The organism is Flagellimonas meridianipacifica, from assembly GCF_003001695.1.
Classification (GTDB): Bacteria; Bacteroidota; Bacteroidia; order Flavobacteriales; family Flavobacteriaceae; genus Flagellimonas; species Flagellimonas meridianipacifica.
Genome location: NZ_PVYX01000001.1, coordinates 763,157 through 779,951, shown reverse-complemented (window position 1 = coordinate 779,951; position 16,795 = coordinate 763,157). Strand labels below are relative to the sequence as shown.

Genomic DNA, 16,795 nt, shown 5'->3' with positions numbered 1-16,795 from the left:
CAGGTAAATGCTAACCGGAGTTTTTTATGAAAAACTCCAAGGCTCTTTTTTCTGTGTAGGTGATGTTGTTTTTTCCCCAAAACCCAACATGTCCTCCATAAGCAGGAACTTCCAAATACAAGTGATGGTTTTTATCAGCTTCTTCATAAGGATAACAGGTAGTTCCTAGGAAAGAATCGTTCTTCGCATTGATGATTAAGGCAGGTATGTCAATTGTTTCAAGAAACTGCAGAGAGCTACAGCTTGTGTAGTAATCCATGGCATCTTTAAAATTATGGGCCTTACTGGTATACACATCATCAAAATCCTTTAGAGTGATTATTGATTTGATTTCAGCATCTGAGATTAACTCCGGGAAGAGTTTTTGTTTCTGACGAAGTTTTTGAAGTAGGTTTCTTTTAAAACGCTTAGCATAGAGCATATTTTTGGAAGAGAGTAATTGCTCGCATGAAGAATGAAGATCACAAGGTACGGAGACAGCTACTGCAGCTTTGATTTCCTTGGGTACCCCTTCTCGTTCTCCCAAATATTTCAGCAACAAATTGCCGCCCAAACTAAAGCCTTTGATATGGATTGAACGATACTTTTTGTTTTCTAAAATATGATTGATGACTTCCGTTAAATCCCCCGTAGCTCCAGAATGGTATGACCTATATAATTGATTAGGTTCGCCACTGCAGCCTCTAAAATTGACCGCACATGCATCAAATTCATTGGCATTGAACAGTTTGGCACTACCGGTTATATAGTGTCGTTGAGCATCGCCTTCCAATCCATGAAGTAGAATGACTAGTCTGTCTGATTTACCTTTTGAAAAGCTCCAATCCAAATCCAAAAAGTCGCCATCCATAAGTTCAATTCTTTCCCTTTGTTGACTAAAGCCATTTACTTGCCTTACTAGACCGGCATATATGGTTGAGATATGGCCGTTCTTGAAAAAATGGGGAGGACTATACCTGGAAGTGACTAAGGGCATTAATACAAAATATTGTCTTTGGGTTTAACAGGCTCAGGTAGCTCTTGTTCATCAAGCATGTCCCTTAGGTCAATTTCAATGGTTCGGCACAATGCGGTCATCGGTACATCATTGATTCTACCTTCAAAGGGGTCTTCACTGTTATCCCCAACAATTTCCATGGTGGTAAAAATCCAAGAAATCAAAACTGAAAAAGGTATTTGCAAAAAAATCAACCAATCCATACCATCGACACCAAAATCTTGGTTATGCGCCTCAAAAACATTGAGTAAACCAAAGGGCACTAAAAGGACAAAAATCCAAGTGAACACCTTTGAAAAAAAAGCATACTGTCTGGGGAAAGGGGTATTTTTTATGCGTTCGCACTTTCCTTGTAAATTATAGAACTCCTCCAAAACTGCTTGCAATTGGATTTCCTGAAAACCGTCAATCACACCATCCTCTCTTAGTTTGGTTACATCAAGTGCTTGATTTTTCACCAAATGGGTCGCTGGATTGACCCTTTTTTTCAAATCACTAAACTCCCGCATGCTTACAAAATGATAAGCTTCATTGCAGGAGATGTTTCGTTCGCCGTGTTTATCAAAAACACGTTCAACCGCCTTACCTTCCTTAATACTCCAAGATCTTGGCTGCCTCAGTTGGACCCGTAAAGCATTTAGCCAAGCGACATGTCGAAGAATCATTTGTTCTTGCATCTTTTTGTCCGCTTGCGGGTCATCTGATTTTACAAAGGCAAGCACGCGTATGCCCCAAGTTCTGCTATAGTTAACAATGCCGCCCCATATTTTTCTGCCTTCCCAGAATCGGTCGTAGCTCTGGCTATTTTTAAAACCGATGTAGAAGGAAACAGCGATACCTATTACGGTAAGGGGCTGAAAGGGAAGGTCAATAAATGTCCAATCCAAACCGTAGTAAACGCCAAAAATCACAAGGGCATAGAGGGTAAAAAAGATAAGGTTCTTCCAACCATATCTTAGAATGATGTCCCAACTGATATTGCGTTTAATGTACATTTGGACAGATTATGAACTAAAATAAAGAAATCTTACCTATTCGAAGCGGGTTCTAACAAACTAAGACACCTTTATTGTATTTTTAGGTAATGGCTATGAGACCCAAAAAATGCGAACACCTTGACGCAATCACTGAAGTTAAGCGAGCGGATAAGTACGAATGTGCCGAGTGTGTAAAAACCGGAGACCGATGGGTCCACTTAAGGACCTGCCAAGACTGTGGAATTACGTTATGCTGTGATAGCTCACCCAACAAACATGCCAGTAAACATGCAGCTTCACATAATCATTATGTCATTAGTTCCGCGGAACCCAACGAGAACTGGTTGTGGTGTTATGAACATAAGGCGATTGCAAAGTATTAAGGTGATGGAGAAAATGGGTTAATCCTTCGGATAGACTTCCAAAAGTTTAGTCTGTTCCTCAATGGCTTCCTTAAATTCAGTTTTTAAAGATTGCACCAGTTCCGATATGGGCATAACATTTTCAATGGTCGTTACGCCCTGACCGGCGGACCAAATCGTTTTCCAAGCTTTGGCTTCGGTGTCCAATTCCTTTCCAAAATCTATCTTATGGTCTTTTTTAAGGTCTTCCTCAGAGATTCCTGCTGCTTTAAGGCTTGCGGCCAAAAAGTTGGCATGCACACCCGAGATGGCGGCAGTATAAACCACATCACTTGCTCCTGAATCAATAATCATCTGCCTATACTCTTCGGGCGCCTTACTTTCTTCCGAATTAATGAAACGGGTACCCATATAGGCTAAATCGGCACCCATTTGCATCGCGGATGCCACATCCCTACCGGTGCTTATACATCCAGATAGTAAAATAGTTTTGTCAAAAAATTGCTTGACCTCCGCTATTAAACTCATGGGATTAATACTCCCGGCATGTCCCCCAGCTCCCGCGGCAACCAAAATGAGACCATCTACCCCTGCCTGCGCTGCCTTCTGCGCATGTCTTTTTTTGATGACGTCATGAAAAACCAATCCACCGTAGCTATGAACCGCATCAACAACTTGACTTACGGCACCTAATGAAGTAATGATTAGGGGCACTTGATGTTTGATGCACAACTTTAAATCCGCTTCCAATCTGGGGTTGGTTGGATGTACGATGAGGTTTACTCCAAAGGGAGCAGGTTTCTTCCCAGTTTCCTCCTCAAAAGCTTCCAACGCGCTTTTTATCTCAATCAACCACTCCTCAAACCCTTCACTGCTTCTTTGGTTTAGCGCCGGAAACGTCCCTACTATTCCATTTTTGCAACACTCGATGACCAATTTTGGACCAGAGATTAAAAACATGGGGGCTGCTACCACTGGCAACGCAAGATCTTTGATGAATTCAGCTTTTTGAGACATGGTTTCGTGTTAAAGTATCATTAAAAATAAGTTGATTTTTGGGATAGATGGGTATCTATATCCAAAACTATGATAATTTTACAATTATTATGCATGCATAACAAATAACCGACTATGTTTTTTAAGGAATTTGATATTCGATGGAGCGATTTGGATGCGAATCGACACTTGGCCAATTCGGCTTACATCAATTTTATGAGCCACACTCGTATGACCTATCTAGGGATTTTGGGGTTCAATCAAAAATCCATGGCCAAGCACAACATTGGTCCAGTGGTCTTTTACGAACACATGTACTACTTCAAGGAAGTTTTCCCTGGAAAACCAATAAAGGTCTCTTTAGGTCTTCAAGGGTTGAGTAAGGATGGGATGTTCTTCGAATTTGAACACAATTTTTACGACAGTGATGGAAAAAACTTTGCCCGATGTGAAATGATGGGTGCATGGATGGACTTGAAGGAACGTAAACTCATCGGTCTTCCGCAAGAGTTTTTGGATGCCTTCGGTAAAATGGAAAAGGAAGCTAGCTTTAAGGTCTTAACCAAAGTGGATACTAGGAAGTTTGCCAAAATCCCAAAGGATTTGTAAAAGCTATTCTTTATAAACGTTTGGCTTAAAATCATTTGAGGCCAAAACAATCCTATCGCCCTTTTGAATGGATTTACCTTGTTTTTGGGAGAAAGACATTTTCAGGACATGGTTTTGAACAAGAAGTTGAGCGACAAAAGAATTACCACTAGATTCAATGGACAGCACTTCTGCAGTTACTTTAAAATCTTCACTGATTTCCTTTGAAGCAAACAGTTGGTGAGGATGCCCTTGTTCAACTGTTTTACCATGGTGGAGTTCTATAACCCAATCGGATAACTTAATGATTTCCTCAATATTATGACTCACTAAAATGGTGGTCAATTTGTACTCTTTATGTGCTTCTAGTAGATGTCTTTGCAATTTTCTTCTTATGTTATCGTCAAGAGCCGAAAGGGGTTCATCCAGGAGTAAAATGTTTGGTTGTTGAGCTAAAGCTCTGGCCAGTGCCACACGCTGTTGTTGTCCTCCAGAAAGATTTTTCGGTTTTTTATGCTTCAAATCTCCAAGCTCGTTCAATTCTAGCAGATGCTGCAGGTTGACGTTTTTTCTCGTACCAGCAGCGAATTGTAAATTTTCGAGCACCGTCATATGGGGGAAAAGGGCATAGTCTTGAAAAACAAAACCAACATTTCTTTCTTGAGGTTTTAAGTTGATGACTTTAGGCTGTGATTGAAACCATATTCTTTCGTGTACCGAAATTCTGCCCTTATCTGGTTGAAGTAACCCTGACAAAATTCGAAGTAAGGATGTTTTGCCCGCTCCAGATTCTCCAAACAAAGCCACCATTTGACCTTCTTCTATAGTAAAACCCACATCGAGAACCATGTTACCAGAGGGTGAGTCGAGTTTCTTTTGGACCTGAATATCAATCATTTCCAAAACGGTTTAATATATCGACCATTTATAAGATAAACTGAAAGTAGAATGGCAAATGTGGTTATAAATAGAATGGCGGAATAAAAGTTGGCCGCCTCATAATTCAAGGCTTCAACCTCATCATAAATAGCAATGGATGCAACTTTGGTGACTTCTGGAATGTTTCCGCCGATCATCAAAACAACACCAAATTCCCCAATGGTGTGTGCAAAGGCCAAGACAATTCCGGTCAGTACTGCGGGTTTTATGTTGGGCAATAATACTTTTGTCAAAGTTTCCCACTTGGACTTCCCCATTAAATAGGAAGCTTCTTTTAGGGAAGGTGAAATGCTGGAAAGACCCGATTGAATGGGGTGCACCATAAAAGGCAAACTGTATAGGATGGAAGCCAAAACCAGCCCGGGAAAAGAGAAAACCAGTTTTATTCCGAACCAATCGTTGAGCCAATTTCCAAAGGCATTTCCTGGACTAAACGCAACTAGAAAGTAGAAACCAAGTACTGTAGGTGGTAAAACCAATGGCATGCTGACCAAAGTTTCGATGACAGGTTTCAATTTTGACCTGGTCTGCGCCAACCATGAAGCCAAGAGGATAGAAATGACCAGTAGCAAAAAGGTAGTGACCAAGGCCAATTTAAGGGTAAGTACCAAAGGGTCCCAAATCATGGATTCCAGTTGTGGATTAGGTTGTACAATTTAGCCATTTTAAAACGACTTTATATGGGTCTAAGAGAAATCAGTTGGGGATGGAATACCCATACTGTTTCAGTATTTTCTGGGCCTCTTGGGAGAAAAGAAACTCATAAAAAGCAAGTGCTTCTTTGGAAGCGCCGTTTTCTTTCTTTATAAGGCTTGCACTTTGAAGAAGTCTTGGATAAGATTCTTCTGGAAGGGCAATCCAATGACCCTTGTTTTTCATTTCTGTTGAAAGCACAACCGCCATGGAGGTAAAACCAATTTCAGCAGATTTTGAAGTTATGAATTGGTTGGTTTGCGCAATACTCTCCCCATATACCAGTTTCTCAACCACGCTTTCATAAAATGGTTGATTGCCCAGTACGGCCAGCGCAGCTACTCCATAAGGCGCTGTTTTGGGATTGGCTATGGCTATGTGCTGAACAGTTTCCGTCTGAAGCAGCGAAAGAGAAGGAGTCAAATCTTCCATCACCGTCCAAAGTACTAACTTCCCCTGGGCATAAATCTTAGGCTTTCCTTCTGTTTTTTTGTTTCGGTATAACTCTTCTGGGTATCTTATATCTGCTGAGATAAAAACATCGTAAGGTGCACCTTGTTGAATTTGGGCGGTAAGTTTTCCCGATGATCCTAAAATAAGCTCGCAGTCAATGGTGGTTTTATTGGAAAAGCTGTCTGCAATTGATTTCATGGCGAACTGCATGTTAGCCGCAACAGCTACCGTAACTCTTGGTTTTGAATTGGCCGATTCATTACAGCTCACAAAGGCTAGAATTGAAAGAAAAAGTAAGCACCTAAAAGACGTCCTCATCATGAGAATCAAAAATACGCTTTAAAGAAAGAAAAGAACTAGGGTCTTGGCTTGGGTTTTTTGCTGCTTAAATACACACCGAACAAAACCAAACAGGTGGCCAATATTTTCACCAATGTTAACTGGTCTTTTCCTGAAAAAAGAGCAAAAAAGATTCCAAAAAGTGGTTGTAGGTAAACAAATGCACCCACAGTGGATGCTTTTAATTGTGTCAATGCAAAAACATTGAAAAGATAGGTCAAAAAGGTAGTTCCTATCACCACAAAAGCAATGGAACCATATACCCACAGAGGCATGGTTGACCACTGTATTTCTAAAAACTCGGGTAACGTTATCGGGAAATTGATAATAAGCGCAATGGTAAAAAGCCAGCGCATCAAAGTAAAGGGGTGATATTTCTCAATCAAGGTTTTGGCCACTATCAAATAAGCTCCATAAGAAGCTGAGTTGACTATAAAAAGAAAATTCCCCAATGGGATATTTGGTGCGTCACTACGAATTTCGGCACCAAACAAAATTAGCGCCACTGCACCTGCAAAACCCATCAGAATTCCAAATCCCTTATTGAGAGTTATCCGTTCATTAAGGAACAAGGCTGATAAAATAACCACAATGATAGGTGTAATGGTAATTAAAACGGCACTGTTAATTGGAGTTGAGAGTTGAAGACCCTTAAAGAAAGCGAGCATATTGATGACCATACCCAGTACGGCACATACAAGAACCCTGAGCCAGTCCTTTTTCTCTATTTTTTCCTTTGGAGCGAACAACGAAAAAATCCAAAAAAGTGCTGCAGCACCTACCACCCGTAGCATGATAAAACCGAAAGGTTTTACGTAAGTGGGCATAACCCCCTTGGCAATGGTGTGGTTTATACCATAAATGGTGGTGGCTCCAATAGCGGCCAATATAGCCAAGGTGCGTTTGTTCATGCGTGTAAAGCTTCCTTGGCGGCCTGAATCACTTTTTTGGAATTTCCGACAAAGATTTGACTGTCTAATACTAAGACAGGTCTTTTCAAAAAGGTATAATTATCCAGTATCAGCTCTTTATAATCTTGCTCGGCAAGTTCTTTTTCATGCAATCCTCTTTGGCGAAACAACATTGCCCTTCTGCTGAAAAGAGCTTCATGACTTCCAGCTAAGCTTTTCATTTGTTCTAGCTGTTTGGGAGTTATGGGTTGTGTTTTTATTTCTTGGAGTTCAACGCCGTCCAAAGGTTGCAATTCCTTTAAAATTCTTTGACATGTGTTGCAGGATTCCAAGTAGTATATCTTTTTCATATTCAATTGATTTGATCATTCATAAATCCGAATAATTTTACCGTTATCCTTTCCCATTACACTTCTTTCATATCCTCTTGCCACCTTGGCCATTGGGACTGGGGAGTGTCCAGGAAAATAATTTCGGTATTTTTCATAAGCATCCTCCACCATTCCCGCCGAAACCACATTCAGGCGGTTGCCGTATTCCAATTCCAAGGATGCGGCTTTTACAAAGCTATGAATTGCACCGTTCACCATGGCAGCACTTGCTGTATTTTCAACAGGGTCATCAGCTAAGATTCCCGTAGTCAGAGTAATAGACCCTTTGGGATTTAGATAAGAAAGACCGATTCTTGCCAGATTTACCTGTCCCATTAATTTACTATTGATTCCTATATAGTAATCTTCTTCGGTCAAAGCACCAAAGCTATCCCATTTGGCTTCTCCTGCTATACAAACAATGGCATCCACTTTGCCAATCTGTTGAAACATAGCTTCAATAGAAGGAGTAGAAGAAATATCGACTTGAATTTCTCCACTTTTTCTACCTGCAACTAGCACCTGATGTTCTGTCTGAAAATGTGCTGCTACTTTCTTTCCAATGGTTCCGTTTCCCCCTATGATCAGTATTTTCATTTTTTTAAGAATTAAGAGGTTGCAAAATCAACAGCTGCTAATGAATGTATCATGGTCGTATCAAAAGAAGGAATGGTAACCTCTTTTTCTGGAATTAATATCGGCAACTCGGTACAACCTAGAATGACCCCTTGTGCACCTTTTGATTTCAATCCTTCTATTATTGCCAAACAATTTTCTTTGGCTTCTGAGGTGAATTGACCCTTTACCAATTCCCCATAAATCAAATTCTGGAGATACGTTCTTTCTTCTTCGGATGGAATCAATACTTCCAAGCCAAAATCGTTTGTCAGGATTTTGGTATAGAAATCCCGCTCCATGGTAAAACGGGTGCCCAATAGGCCAATTTTTGAAATATCTTTCTTCTTAATAGCGTTTCCTGTTGCTTTGGCGATATGCAAAAATGGAACTGAAACGGCCTCTTCAATGTTATCAGCTACCAAGTGAATGGTGTTAGTGGCCAAAATGATAATATCTGCCCCAGCAGACTCTAATCGTTTAGCTTCTATGGCCATAAGTTCTCCAATTCTTTCCCAGTTATCGGCAAAGGACAAAGTTTCGATTTCTGCAAAATCCACGGAACTCATTAAAATTCGTGCAGAGTGGGAGCCTCCCAATTGGTCAGCCACAATACGATTGATATATTGGTAATAGAACTTAGAAGATTCCCAGCTCATTCCTCCGATTATTCCTATTGTTTTCACGTTTTTGATGTTTATTTAGTTCTGCTCATGAATTCGGCTCCCGCAATAGGATAAGAATCCAAAAAGGCAAAAATGATTTTGATTACACTTCTTTTTTTGGTTTTTGCGTAGTGGTGTGGTCCTACGTTTTCGCAAGGAATGGTTTTTTCCATGACCATTAAATTTATATTTCGCTAAATCTCGATATGTTGTTCTAAAAAATTAGAGTTCCTTTTGTAGTTCTTGTAAATATGCTTGAATTACCTCCTCATTTCGTCTGTAATACGTCCATTTGCCATGTCGGCTGGGGATTACCAAATTGGCATTTTGCATAGAATTTAAATAGGTTGAAATTGTGGATTGTGATAATCCGGTTTTGTCTTGAATGAACCCAACACAAACCCCATCATCAAAATGGTCAATTTCTTGATGCGGAGGAAAATTTGCTTCGGGGTTTTTGAGCCATCTCAAAATATTTACCCGGGTTTGGTTCGCCAATACTTTACTGATTTCAACAATATTCATGAAGCGAATATAATAAAAATATCTACATATCTATATTTTTAGATATGTAAAAATGTTTTAAAAAAATCCAGACGATAAACTAAAGTTGGATACCCCGTTTTAGATACTTGTTTGATTCTGCATAGGGAATGGTCAATACGATTGGTCCATCGGCATAAGAAGCTACTTCATATTGATTATAAATCAATTGTATACCATCTGGGGTATATCCTATGTTTTCTGCCAGATGGAACATATCACCATCAAACATAAAGCCCGTAGCGTTGATATTCCCATCTTGGGGAATCTTCTCTTGAATCCTGAATTTAGCTTCAGCAAAGTGGATAAATCCCTCTTCATCTTCAAACAGCTGCCAATTTTCAAGTTCGGTTCCCTTTAGTTTATCAAAATTCAAAAAAGAAGTCGAGCTGTATCCATGTGCGCCACCAGTAAAGATATATGCATTGATCACCAATGTAAGCATGTTATCATCTTCATAAACAATGTCTCCATTAATCTCTGCCTCCCAAGCCACTTCATCTGAAAACTTTTCCTTTAAATCTTTAAAGCTGGTGCTAAAAGATTCAACTGCCCCTTCAATAGAGACTATCTCGGTTTCCTCTTCAAAAGAGAGTAGAGCGATAACTTCTTCCCTCAAGGCAGTATTGATGGTTTTTGAAGTGGATATATCGTCCAATGCTTCTGGAAGCTTTATTTCAATTTTTGGACACACATCGCAAGCAGTATTGGACAACTCAAAAGTCCCAAAAGTAAGTTTGGCTTCATTTTCACAACCAAGGAGGAGCAAAATGAACAAAAGTACGCCGATGGGTTTTTTCATGATTCGAGGTTTAAGGCATTTCAAAAATAAGACTTCGTTGATTACTCCAAAAGATAACGATACCTTTGTTCGCATATCAAAACAAAATGAGCAAAAAAGACTTGAAATTCAACAGCAAGACTATTCACGGAGGGCAACATCCTGACAAGGCCTATGGTGCGGTAATGCCTCCAATTTATCAGACATCCACATACGCGCAAAGCACACCAGGAGGACATATGGGATTTGAATACTCCCGTAGTGCCAATCCCACCCGAACCGCTTTGGAAAACTCTTTGGCCAGCATAGAAAATGGGCAATATGGTTTGGCATTCGCAAGTGGGTTGTCTGCAATTGATGCTGTGATAAAGTTGTTGAACCCAGGAGATGAGGTGGTCTCTACCAACGACCTCTACGGTGGTAGTTATCGTTTATTCAAACAGGTTTTTGAAAAATATGGTATTACATTTCATTTTATAGGAATGCAGAGTTTGGATGCCATTGCTTCGCATATAAATGATAAAACTAAATTGATATGGGTAGAGACCCCTACCAATCCAATGATGAATGTTATTGACATAGTGGGAGTTTCTAAGTTGGCTAAAGAGCACGATTTACTATTGGCCGTTGACAATACCTTTGCCACACCATACCTGCAACGACCTTTGGATTTGGGCGCAGACATAGTCATGCACTCAGCTACGAAATATTTAGGAGGACATAGCGATGTGGTAGTGGGAGCCTTGGTAGTGAATGATAAAGACTTGGCTGATAAATTGTATTTCATCCAGAATGCCAGCGGTGCAGTATGTGGTCCCATGGATAGCTTTTTAACCCTTCGTGGAATTAAGACACTACATGTACGTATGCAAAGGCATTGCGAAAACGGTAAAGCGATAGCCGAATACTTGGCCAACAATCCTAAAATAGAAAAAGTGTACTGGCCCGGTTTTGAAACCCATCCAAATCATGATATTGCCAAAAGCCAAATGGATGATTTTGGCGGTATGATTTCTTTTGTACCCAAAGGGAGCAGTTATGAGGATGCCATCAAAATAGTGGAAAAACTGCAGGTTTTCACTTTGGCAGAATCCCTGGGTGGTGTTGAAAGTTTAGCAGGTCATCCTGCAAGCATGACCCATGCCAGTATCCCGAAAGAAGAACGCGAAAAAAGTGGTGTTGTTGATGCGTTGATTCGCTTAAGTGTAGGTATTGAGGATGTTGATGATCTTATCTTAGACTTGGAACAGGCCATCGGATAATCTGAAATTGCAAAATTTTCATAAAACAAGCCTTAAATTGTTTAAATAGCATAATTTTGCCGTCAAATTCCTAATTCGATAAAAAAGGGCCCATTTCGGGAACTTCAATTAACAATTTACCAATCCTTATATGGAAGCAAAAATCAAAGCATTTATGGATGAGGTCAGAAGCCGTAACGGCCATGAACCAGAATTCATCCAAGCAGTTCAAGAGGTTGCCGAAACCGTCATACCTTATATAGTAAAACATGATATCTACCATGGTAAGAACATTCTATTGAGAATGGTTGAACCGGAAAGACTAATTTCTTTCAGGGTAGCATGGGTTGATGATCAGGGGGAGATCCATGTAAACAGAGGATATCGTATTCAAATGAACTCGGCAATTGGCCCATATAAAGGAGGGCTTCGCTTCCATCCAACCGTAAATGCAAGTGTTTTGAAATTTTTGGCTTTTGAGCAGGTCTTCAAAAACAGTTTGACAACCCTTCCAATGGGGGGTGGAAAAGGAGGTTCGGATTTTGACCCAAAAGGAAAATCTGATGATGAGGTCATGCGTTTTTGCCATGCATTTATGACTGAATTATGTCGACACATTGGACCGAATACAGATGTTCCAGCTGGTGATATTGGAGTTGGTGCACGAGAGATTGGATTCTTGTTTGGAATGTACAAGAAGATAAGAAATGAGTTCACAGGAGTGCTTACCGGGAAAGGCCGCTCATGGGGTGGTTCATTGATTCGCCCGGAAGCTACAGGCTATGGAACGGTGTATTTTGCAGATAGCATGCTCAAAACGCAAAATCAGTCTTTTGAAGGAAAATCAGTGGTTATCTCTGGTTCTGGAAACGTGGCCCAATTCGCTGCCGAAAAGGTATTGCAGTTGGGTGGAAAAGTGCTGACACTTTCTGATTCAGGTGGGTACATCTATGACAAAGATGGCGTAGACGCCGATAAACTGGAATTTGTCATGGACCTGAAAAACAATAGAAGAGGAAGAATTTCGGAGTATGCGGATAAATATCCATCTGCAAAATATCATAAAGGGAAAACACCATGGGAAGTTGCTTGTGATGTTGCCCTTCCATGTGCTACGCAAAATGAGTTGGATGGTGATGACGCCGCCACACTCATTAAAAATGGATGTATCGCAGTTGCTGAGGGAGCAAACATGCCATCCACTCCAGAGGCAATTCATGCTTTCCACGACGCGAAAATCCTATTTGCTCCTGGAAAAGCATCCAATGCAGGAGGTGTAGCTACTTCAGGATTGGAGATGTCTCAAAACTCACTTCGTATCAGTTGGACAAGGGATGAGGTAGATGAGCGTTTGAAGGCAATTATGGAAGACATCCATGATTCATGTATTGAATATGGTATGGAAGACGGTTATTGTAATTATGTAAAAGGAGCTAACATCGCAGGCTTTGTTAAAGTCGCGGATGCTATGTTGGCCCAAGGGGTAATCTAAACCCGAAATATATTTAGTAAAACAGTTTTGAGACAGGGTTTATCTTTACCTTGTTTTAAAGCTGTTTTTTTTTGAGCTAAATGCAAGTTACCACCAAGGCCATAGTATTATCTTCTTTAAAGTACGGTGACACCAGTCTAATCGTAAAGGCCTATACGAAAACTGATGGGTTGAAATCCTATTTGTTAAAAGGGGTTTTGGCTTCAAAGAGGGGCAAATTAAAAGCAGCTTATTTCTTACCCCTAATGCAGTTGGAAATTGTGGCCAACCACAAAAACAAAGGGACTTTAGAAAGCATTCGAGAGGCCAAAGTGACCAATCCCTACTCTTCTTTGCATACCGATATTGTAAAAAACAGTCTTGTTCTTTTTTTGGCTGAAATGTTAGGGAATTCGATTCAAGAACATGAACAGGATTTAGCACTTTTCAACTATTTGGAATACAGCTTGCTTTGGTTAGATGAGCATCCAGTTAATGCCAGTTTCCATCTTCTTTTTTTGTTGAATTTGACGAAGTATTTAGGATTTTACCCAGACACTTCTTTTTCCAATTCTCCTTATTTTGATTTACAGGAAGGAAGTTTTAGCACTTCACCATCTTTGAACCCTGTGGTCCAGGGCGAAAATTTAACAGAGTTCACTAAGCTGTTGGGCATAAATTTTGATGCACTTGCATCAATAAAAATAGGAAAACCCCGGAGGCGAGAACTTATCAAAATAGTTATTCTGTATTTTCAGCTACATTTGCACGGATTCAGAAAACCCAAGTCCCTGGAAGTTTTAAACGCAGTTTTTGAATGATATGCGTAGCATAGTTGGATGTTTCGTTATTTTCATTTTGGCATCTTTTTCAGTCTTCGCCCAAGAAATAACCGTTTTGGATGCCGAAACAGGGAACCCTGTGGTCAATATTGCGGTTTACAACAAGGAACAGACCAAAACCGCTATTTCCGATTTTAATGGAAAATGTGATATCAGTGTTTTTTCCAGAAACGAAAGAATTACATTTAAGCATATCAGCTACGAGATTTTTACCACTACCAAAGCACAGATAGCCAGAAGGGGAAACCGTATCTACCTCAATTTAAGGCCTGCAGAATTACAAGAAGTAGTGATGTCAGTTTCGAAGTGGGAGCAACAGAAAAGTGACATCCCCCAGAAGATTGAGTCTATTGACGCTAGAAGCATTTCTTTTACCAATCCCCAAACTTCGGCAGACTTGTTACAAAACAGCGGTAAAGTATTCGTTCAAAAAAGTCAACTGGGAGGGGGAAGTCCCATGATTCGTGGCTTTGCCACCAATCGTTTGCTATTGTCCGTAGATGGTGTCCGGATGAATAATGCGATATTTAGGGGAGGGAATGTCCAAAATGTAATTTCAATTGACCCTTTTACCGTTAAAAACACAGAGATTATTTTTGGTCCAGGGTCTGTAATTTATGGAAGCGATGCAATAGGTGGAGTAATGAATTTTTTCACCCACAAACCTAGATTTTCCTTTACCGATAGCCTAACGGTTTCCGGAAATGCATCCTACCGATTTGCTTCTGCAAATAATGAGAATACGGCTCACTTTGACGTAAATTTTGGGCAGAGAAAATGGGCAGCTTATTCCAGTTTCAGCTATAATAATTTTGATGATTTGGTAATGGGTCGTCATGGACCGGTGGAATATTTACGAAATACTTTTGTGGAACGAAGGGATGGAATAGATGTTCTTGTAGAGAACGATGACCCAAGAAGGCAGGTTCCCTCAGGTTATGATCAAGTCAATTTCCTTCAAAAGTTTACCTACAAACCCAATACCACTTGGAACTATGATTTGGGATTGTACTATTCCGAAACATCAGACTACTCTCGTTACGATCGTTTAATCCGTCCAAACAGCGACGGTACGGGTTTAAGGGCGGCGGAATGGTTCTATGGTCCCCAAAAGTGGTTTATGGGTAATTTTCAAATCACAAAAAAGGGAAAGAACAAATTTTATGACGGTGTAAAACTCACAACGGCCTACCAGCATTTTGAAGAAAGTCGCAATGAGCGCAGGTTTCAGGACCCCACACGATTTACCACGGTTGAGAATGTGGATGCACTTTCGGTTAACTTAGACTTTGAGAACAAAAAGATAGGTGACCTTCGGCTTTATTATGGAGCTGAATACCTTTTTAATAAGGTGAACTCCGAGGGAAGTCAAACCAACATTGAAACCAATGCAGTTACTCCTTCGGCATCTCGCTATCCAGACGGCTCTACATGGCAGACCTTTGCGGGGTACATTAATGGAGAATACAAATTGAAACCTAACTTCACCTTATTGTCAGGCTTGCGTTATAGCCAAGTTTGGGTAGACGCTCAATTTGATGATACTTTTTTTCAGTTCCCCTTTGAAGAGGCAGATTTGATTACGGGAGCTCTAACAGGGAGTATCGGGTTCAGTTGGTTTCCTAGGGCAGATTTACAAGTCACCATGAACGGGTCAACAGGATTTAGGGCTCCAAATATCGACGATATTGGAAAGGTGTTTGATTCTGAACCTGGTTCTGTGGTAGTACCAAACCCAGACTTGGAACCTGAATATGCCTACAATATTGAGCTGGGATTGCGAAAGAATTTTAATGATAAATTGGTAGTAAAAGGTGCTACTTATTATACCTATTTGGTAGATGCTTTGGTTCGCAGGGATTTTTCCTTCGGTGGTCTACGTGAAATTGAGTTCAATGGAGAATTGAGCAATGTTCAGGCTATTCAAAATGCGGCCAAAGCCTATGTTTACGGTTTTGAGTTTGGAATGGATGCTTTTTTCACGGAAAATTGGTCGCTTTCTTCGAACTTGACCCTTACCGAAGGCATTGAGGAAGATGATAGTGGTATCGATTCTGCAGCGCGACATGTAGCCCCTACTTTTGCAGATGTGCATTTAATTTGGCAAAATCAAAAAGTTAGAGCCGATTTTTTTCTAAACTACAATGGAGAAATAGCTTTTGAGGATTTGGCCCTGTCAGAAAGAAACAAACCCTTCATTTATGCTACGGATGACAATGGAAACCCATATTCCCCTTCGTGGTACACCCTAAACTTTCGGTCGCAATATCAAATTACCAATGCTTTGAGGAGCACCTTAAGTCTTGAGAATATAACGGACCAAAGATATCGGACGTATTCTTCCGGAATCGTGGCGCCAGGGACTAATTTGATACTTGGATTAGGATACAGTTTTTAAAGGGAAGAGGTTGTGTAAAATGCACTAAGGCGCGTCATTCTGAATTTATTTCAGAATCCCAATAACTTGATAACCCAATATTTATGAGAAACTGAAACAAGTTCAGTTTGACGAATATCAAACTTTTTATACAGCCTATTGATATATTTTTCTTAGCTACGACCTAGTTGTCCAACTTTTCTTTGACATCTTCAGCAGCTTTTTTCAAGTCCTCTGCGGTCTGTTCCGCAGTATTCTTTAAATCCTCACCCGCTTTTTTAAGGCTATCCAAAGCTTGTTCTGTTTCTTCTCCTGCTTTTTTAAGCACATCGGATGCATCGTCGGCAGCTTTCTGTAAATCATCCCCTGCTTCTTCAATGGTTTTTGATGCTTCTTCAGAGGCCTCTTTGGCCTTATTGGCAGCTTCTTTACAGGAAACAATGGTTCCCAACGAAATAAAGATTGTAAGAGCAATAAAAATTACTTTTTTCATAATAAAATGGTTTAGTGTTAGGGATTCAAAATAATAAAATTGGCCGGTTTTCCAGTTTACGGAGGTATTACATTTACATTAAGTCAATTACGAAGCTTTCTTAAGCGATTTCACTACAGAGAATTCCACTTAAATTTTTAA

At 40.2% G+C, this 16,795-nt stretch carries 20 protein-coding genes; 6 read left to right on the top strand and 14 right to left on the bottom strand.

Features of this window, described 5'->3' with window-relative positions:
- Positions 1-10 precede the first annotated feature (10 nt).
- Together CLV81_RS03480 and CLV81_RS03475 are read right to left on the bottom strand one after the other, a co-directional pair.
- Positions 11-976, bottom strand: coding sequence for a YheT family hydrolase (locus CLV81_RS03480; RefSeq protein WP_106143658.1), 966 nt, complete (start codon positions 974-976; stop codon positions 11-13).
- Positions 976-1,992, bottom strand: a complete 1,017-nt coding sequence (locus CLV81_RS03475; protein ID WP_106143657.1) for a bestrophin family protein — start codon at positions 1,990-1,992, stop codon at positions 976-978. The genes CLV81_RS03480 and CLV81_RS03475 overlap by 1 nt, the downstream gene beginning before the upstream one ends.
- A 95-nt stretch (positions 1,993-2,087) precedes the next feature.
- On the opposite strand from CLV81_RS03475, the gene CLV81_RS03470 reads away from it, so the two are divergent.
- The gene (locus CLV81_RS03470; protein ID WP_106144896.1) at positions 2,088-2,357 is read left to right on the top strand and encodes a UBP-type zinc finger domain-containing protein; all 270 of its coding nucleotides are present in this window, start codon (positions 2,088-2,090) and stop codon (positions 2,355-2,357) included.
- A gap of 18 nt (positions 2,358-2,375) precedes the next feature.
- Here the strand turns inward: CLV81_RS03470 and CLV81_RS03465 are convergent, their stop codons facing one another.
- Positions 2,376-3,353 carry an NAD(P)H-dependent flavin oxidoreductase gene (locus tag CLV81_RS03465; RefSeq protein WP_106143656.1) on the bottom strand — a complete coding sequence of 326 codons (978 nt, stop codon included), beginning with the start codon at positions 3,351-3,353 and terminating at the stop codon, positions 2,376-2,378.
- A 114-nt stretch (positions 3,354-3,467) separates the two neighbouring features.
- On the opposite strand from CLV81_RS03465, the gene CLV81_RS03460 reads away from it, so the two are divergent.
- Entirely contained in the window at positions 3,468-3,941 is a 474-nt protein-coding gene (locus CLV81_RS03460) for an acyl-CoA thioesterase (RefSeq protein WP_106143655.1), read from the top strand.
- A gap of 3 nt (positions 3,942-3,944) precedes the next feature.
- On the opposite strand, the gene CLV81_RS03455 is transcribed toward CLV81_RS03460, so the two are convergent.
- The 10 genes from CLV81_RS03455 to CLV81_RS03415 form a co-directional block, all read right to left on the bottom strand.
- Complete coding sequence (locus tag CLV81_RS03455) at positions 3,945-4,817, bottom strand: sulfate/molybdate ABC transporter ATP-binding protein (RefSeq protein ID WP_106143654.1); 873 nt, start codon at positions 4,815-4,817, stop codon at positions 3,945-3,947.
- Positions 4,814-5,485 (bottom strand): molybdate ABC transporter permease subunit, encoded by a 672-nt coding sequence (gene modB, locus CLV81_RS03450; RefSeq protein ID WP_106143653.1) that lies wholly within the window; start codon positions 5,483-5,485, stop codon positions 4,814-4,816. Before modB ends, CLV81_RS03455 begins: the two co-directional genes overlap by 4 nt.
- Positions 5,486-5,555: 70 nt before the next feature.
- Positions 5,556-6,275, bottom strand: a complete 720-nt coding sequence (gene modA / locus CLV81_RS03445) for a molybdate ABC transporter substrate-binding protein (RefSeq protein WP_245911911.1) — start codon at positions 6,273-6,275, stop codon at positions 5,556-5,558.
- 86 nt (positions 6,276-6,361) lie between these two features.
- The gene (locus tag CLV81_RS03440; RefSeq protein ID WP_106143651.1) at positions 6,362-7,255 is read right to left on the bottom strand and encodes a DMT family transporter; all 894 of its coding nucleotides are present in this window, start codon (positions 7,253-7,255) and stop codon (positions 6,362-6,364) included.
- A complete protein-coding gene (locus CLV81_RS03435; protein WP_106143650.1) occupies positions 7,252-7,605 on the bottom strand; it encodes an arsenate reductase family protein in 354 nt (117 codons plus the stop codon). The genes CLV81_RS03440 and CLV81_RS03435 overlap by 4 nt, the downstream gene beginning before the upstream one ends.
- A 15-nt stretch (positions 7,606-7,620) precedes the next feature.
- Positions 7,621-8,223: a short chain dehydrogenase gene (locus tag CLV81_RS03430; RefSeq protein WP_106143649.1), complete on the bottom strand. Its 603-nt coding sequence runs from the start codon at positions 8,221-8,223 to the stop codon at positions 7,621-7,623.
- Positions 8,224-8,234: 11 nt separating this feature from the next.
- A complete protein-coding gene (locus CLV81_RS03425; RefSeq protein WP_106143648.1) occupies positions 8,235-8,927 on the bottom strand; it encodes an aspartate/glutamate racemase family protein in 693 nt (230 codons plus the stop codon).
- An 11-nt stretch (positions 8,928-8,938) separates the two neighbouring features.
- A complete protein-coding gene (locus CLV81_RS20510; protein ID WP_158259067.1) occupies positions 8,939-9,079 on the bottom strand; it encodes a hypothetical protein in 141 nt (46 codons plus the stop codon).
- 49 nt (positions 9,080-9,128) lie between these two features.
- Positions 9,129-9,431, bottom strand: a complete 303-nt coding sequence (locus tag CLV81_RS03420; protein ID WP_106143647.1) for an ArsR/SmtB family transcription factor — start codon at positions 9,429-9,431, stop codon at positions 9,129-9,131.
- 79 nt (positions 9,432-9,510) lie between these two features.
- Entirely contained in the window at positions 9,511-10,251 is a 741-nt protein-coding gene (locus CLV81_RS03415) for a DUF3298 and DUF4163 domain-containing protein (protein WP_106143646.1), read from the bottom strand.
- An 86-nt stretch (positions 10,252-10,337) separates the two neighbouring features.
- On the opposite strand from CLV81_RS03415, the gene CLV81_RS03410 reads away from it, so the two are divergent.
- From CLV81_RS03410 to CLV81_RS03395, 4 genes are all read left to right on the top strand, one after another.
- Positions 10,338-11,492, top strand: a complete 1,155-nt coding sequence (locus CLV81_RS03410; RefSeq protein ID WP_106143645.1) for a cystathionine gamma-synthase — start codon at positions 10,338-10,340, stop codon at positions 11,490-11,492.
- 130 nt (positions 11,493-11,622) lie between these two features.
- Complete coding sequence (gene gdhA / locus CLV81_RS03405; RefSeq protein WP_106143644.1) at positions 11,623-12,963, top strand: NADP-specific glutamate dehydrogenase; 1,341 nt, start codon at positions 11,623-11,625, stop codon at positions 12,961-12,963.
- Positions 12,964-13,043: 80 nt separating this feature from the next.
- Positions 13,044-13,763 (top strand): DNA repair protein RecO, encoded by a 720-nt coding sequence (recO, locus tag CLV81_RS03400; RefSeq protein WP_106143643.1) that lies wholly within the window; start codon positions 13,044-13,046, stop codon positions 13,761-13,763.
- Position 13,764: 1 nt separating this feature from the next.
- Positions 13,765-16,182, top strand: coding sequence for a TonB-dependent receptor (locus tag CLV81_RS03395; protein WP_106143642.1), 2,418 nt, complete (start codon positions 13,765-13,767; stop codon positions 16,180-16,182).
- A 163-nt stretch (positions 16,183-16,345) separates the two neighbouring features.
- On the opposite strand, the gene CLV81_RS03390 is transcribed toward CLV81_RS03395, so the two are convergent.
- Complete coding sequence (locus CLV81_RS03390) at positions 16,346-16,654, bottom strand: hypothetical protein (protein WP_106143641.1); 309 nt, start codon at positions 16,652-16,654, stop codon at positions 16,346-16,348.
- Between the last annotated feature and the right edge of the window lie 141 nt (positions 16,655-16,795).

What these genes read in the sequence shown, in the direction of transcription:
- CLV81_RS03480 (WP_106143658.1), bottom strand. Translation starts at nt 976, where the DNA reads ATGCCCTTAGTCACTTCCAGGTATAGTCCTCCCCATTTTTTCAAGAAC.
- CLV81_RS03420 (WP_106143647.1), bottom strand. Translation starts at nt 9,431, where the DNA reads ATGAATATTGTTGAAATCAGTAAAGTATTGGCGAACCAAACCCGGGTA.
- recO (WP_106143643.1), top strand. Translation starts at nt 13,044, where the DNA reads ATGCAAGTTACCACCAAGGCCATAGTATTATCTTCTTTAAAGTACGGT.
- CLV81_RS03410 (WP_106143645.1), top strand. Translation starts at nt 10,338, where the DNA reads ATGAGCAAAAAAGACTTGAAATTCAACAGCAAGACTATTCACGGAGGG.
- CLV81_RS03465 (WP_106143656.1), bottom strand. Translation starts at nt 3,353, where the DNA reads ATGTCTCAAAAAGCTGAATTCATCAAAGATCTTGCGTTGCCAGTGGTA.
- CLV81_RS03395 (WP_106143642.1), top strand. Translation starts at nt 13,765, where the DNA reads ATGCGTAGCATAGTTGGATGTTTCGTTATTTTCATTTTGGCATCTTTT.
- CLV81_RS03455 (WP_106143654.1), bottom strand. Translation starts at nt 4,817, where the DNA reads ATGATTGATATTCAGGTCCAAAAGAAACTCGACTCACCCTCTGGTAAC.
- CLV81_RS03390 (WP_106143641.1), bottom strand. Translation starts at nt 16,654, where the DNA reads ATGAAAAAAGTAATTTTTATTGCTCTTACAATCTTTATTTCGTTGGGA.
- CLV81_RS20510 (WP_158259067.1), bottom strand. Translation starts at nt 9,079, where the DNA reads ATGGAAAAAACCATTCCTTGCGAAAACGTAGGACCACACCACTACGCA.
- modB (WP_106143653.1), bottom strand. Translation starts at nt 5,485, where the DNA reads ATGATTTGGGACCCTTTGGTACTTACCCTTAAATTGGCCTTGGTCACT.
- CLV81_RS03475 (WP_106143657.1), bottom strand. Translation starts at nt 1,992, where the DNA reads ATGTACATTAAACGCAATATCAGTTGGGACATCATTCTAAGATATGGT.
- CLV81_RS03440 (WP_106143651.1), bottom strand. Translation starts at nt 7,255, where the DNA reads ATGAACAAACGCACCTTGGCTATATTGGCCGCTATTGGAGCCACCACC.
- CLV81_RS03430 (WP_106143649.1), bottom strand. Translation starts at nt 8,223, where the DNA reads ATGAAAATACTGATCATAGGGGGAAACGGAACCATTGGAAAGAAAGTA.
- CLV81_RS03470 (WP_106144896.1), top strand. Translation starts at nt 2,088, where the DNA reads ATGAGACCCAAAAAATGCGAACACCTTGACGCAATCACTGAAGTTAAG.
- CLV81_RS03415 (WP_106143646.1), bottom strand. Translation starts at nt 10,251, where the DNA reads ATGAAAAAACCCATCGGCGTACTTTTGTTCATTTTGCTCCTCCTTGGT.
- gdhA (WP_106143644.1), top strand. Translation starts at nt 11,623, where the DNA reads ATGGAAGCAAAAATCAAAGCATTTATGGATGAGGTCAGAAGCCGTAAC.
- CLV81_RS03435 (WP_106143650.1), bottom strand. Translation starts at nt 7,605, where the DNA reads ATGAAAAAGATATACTACTTGGAATCCTGCAACACATGTCAAAGAATT.
- CLV81_RS03460 (WP_106143655.1), top strand. Translation starts at nt 3,468, where the DNA reads ATGTTTTTTAAGGAATTTGATATTCGATGGAGCGATTTGGATGCGAAT.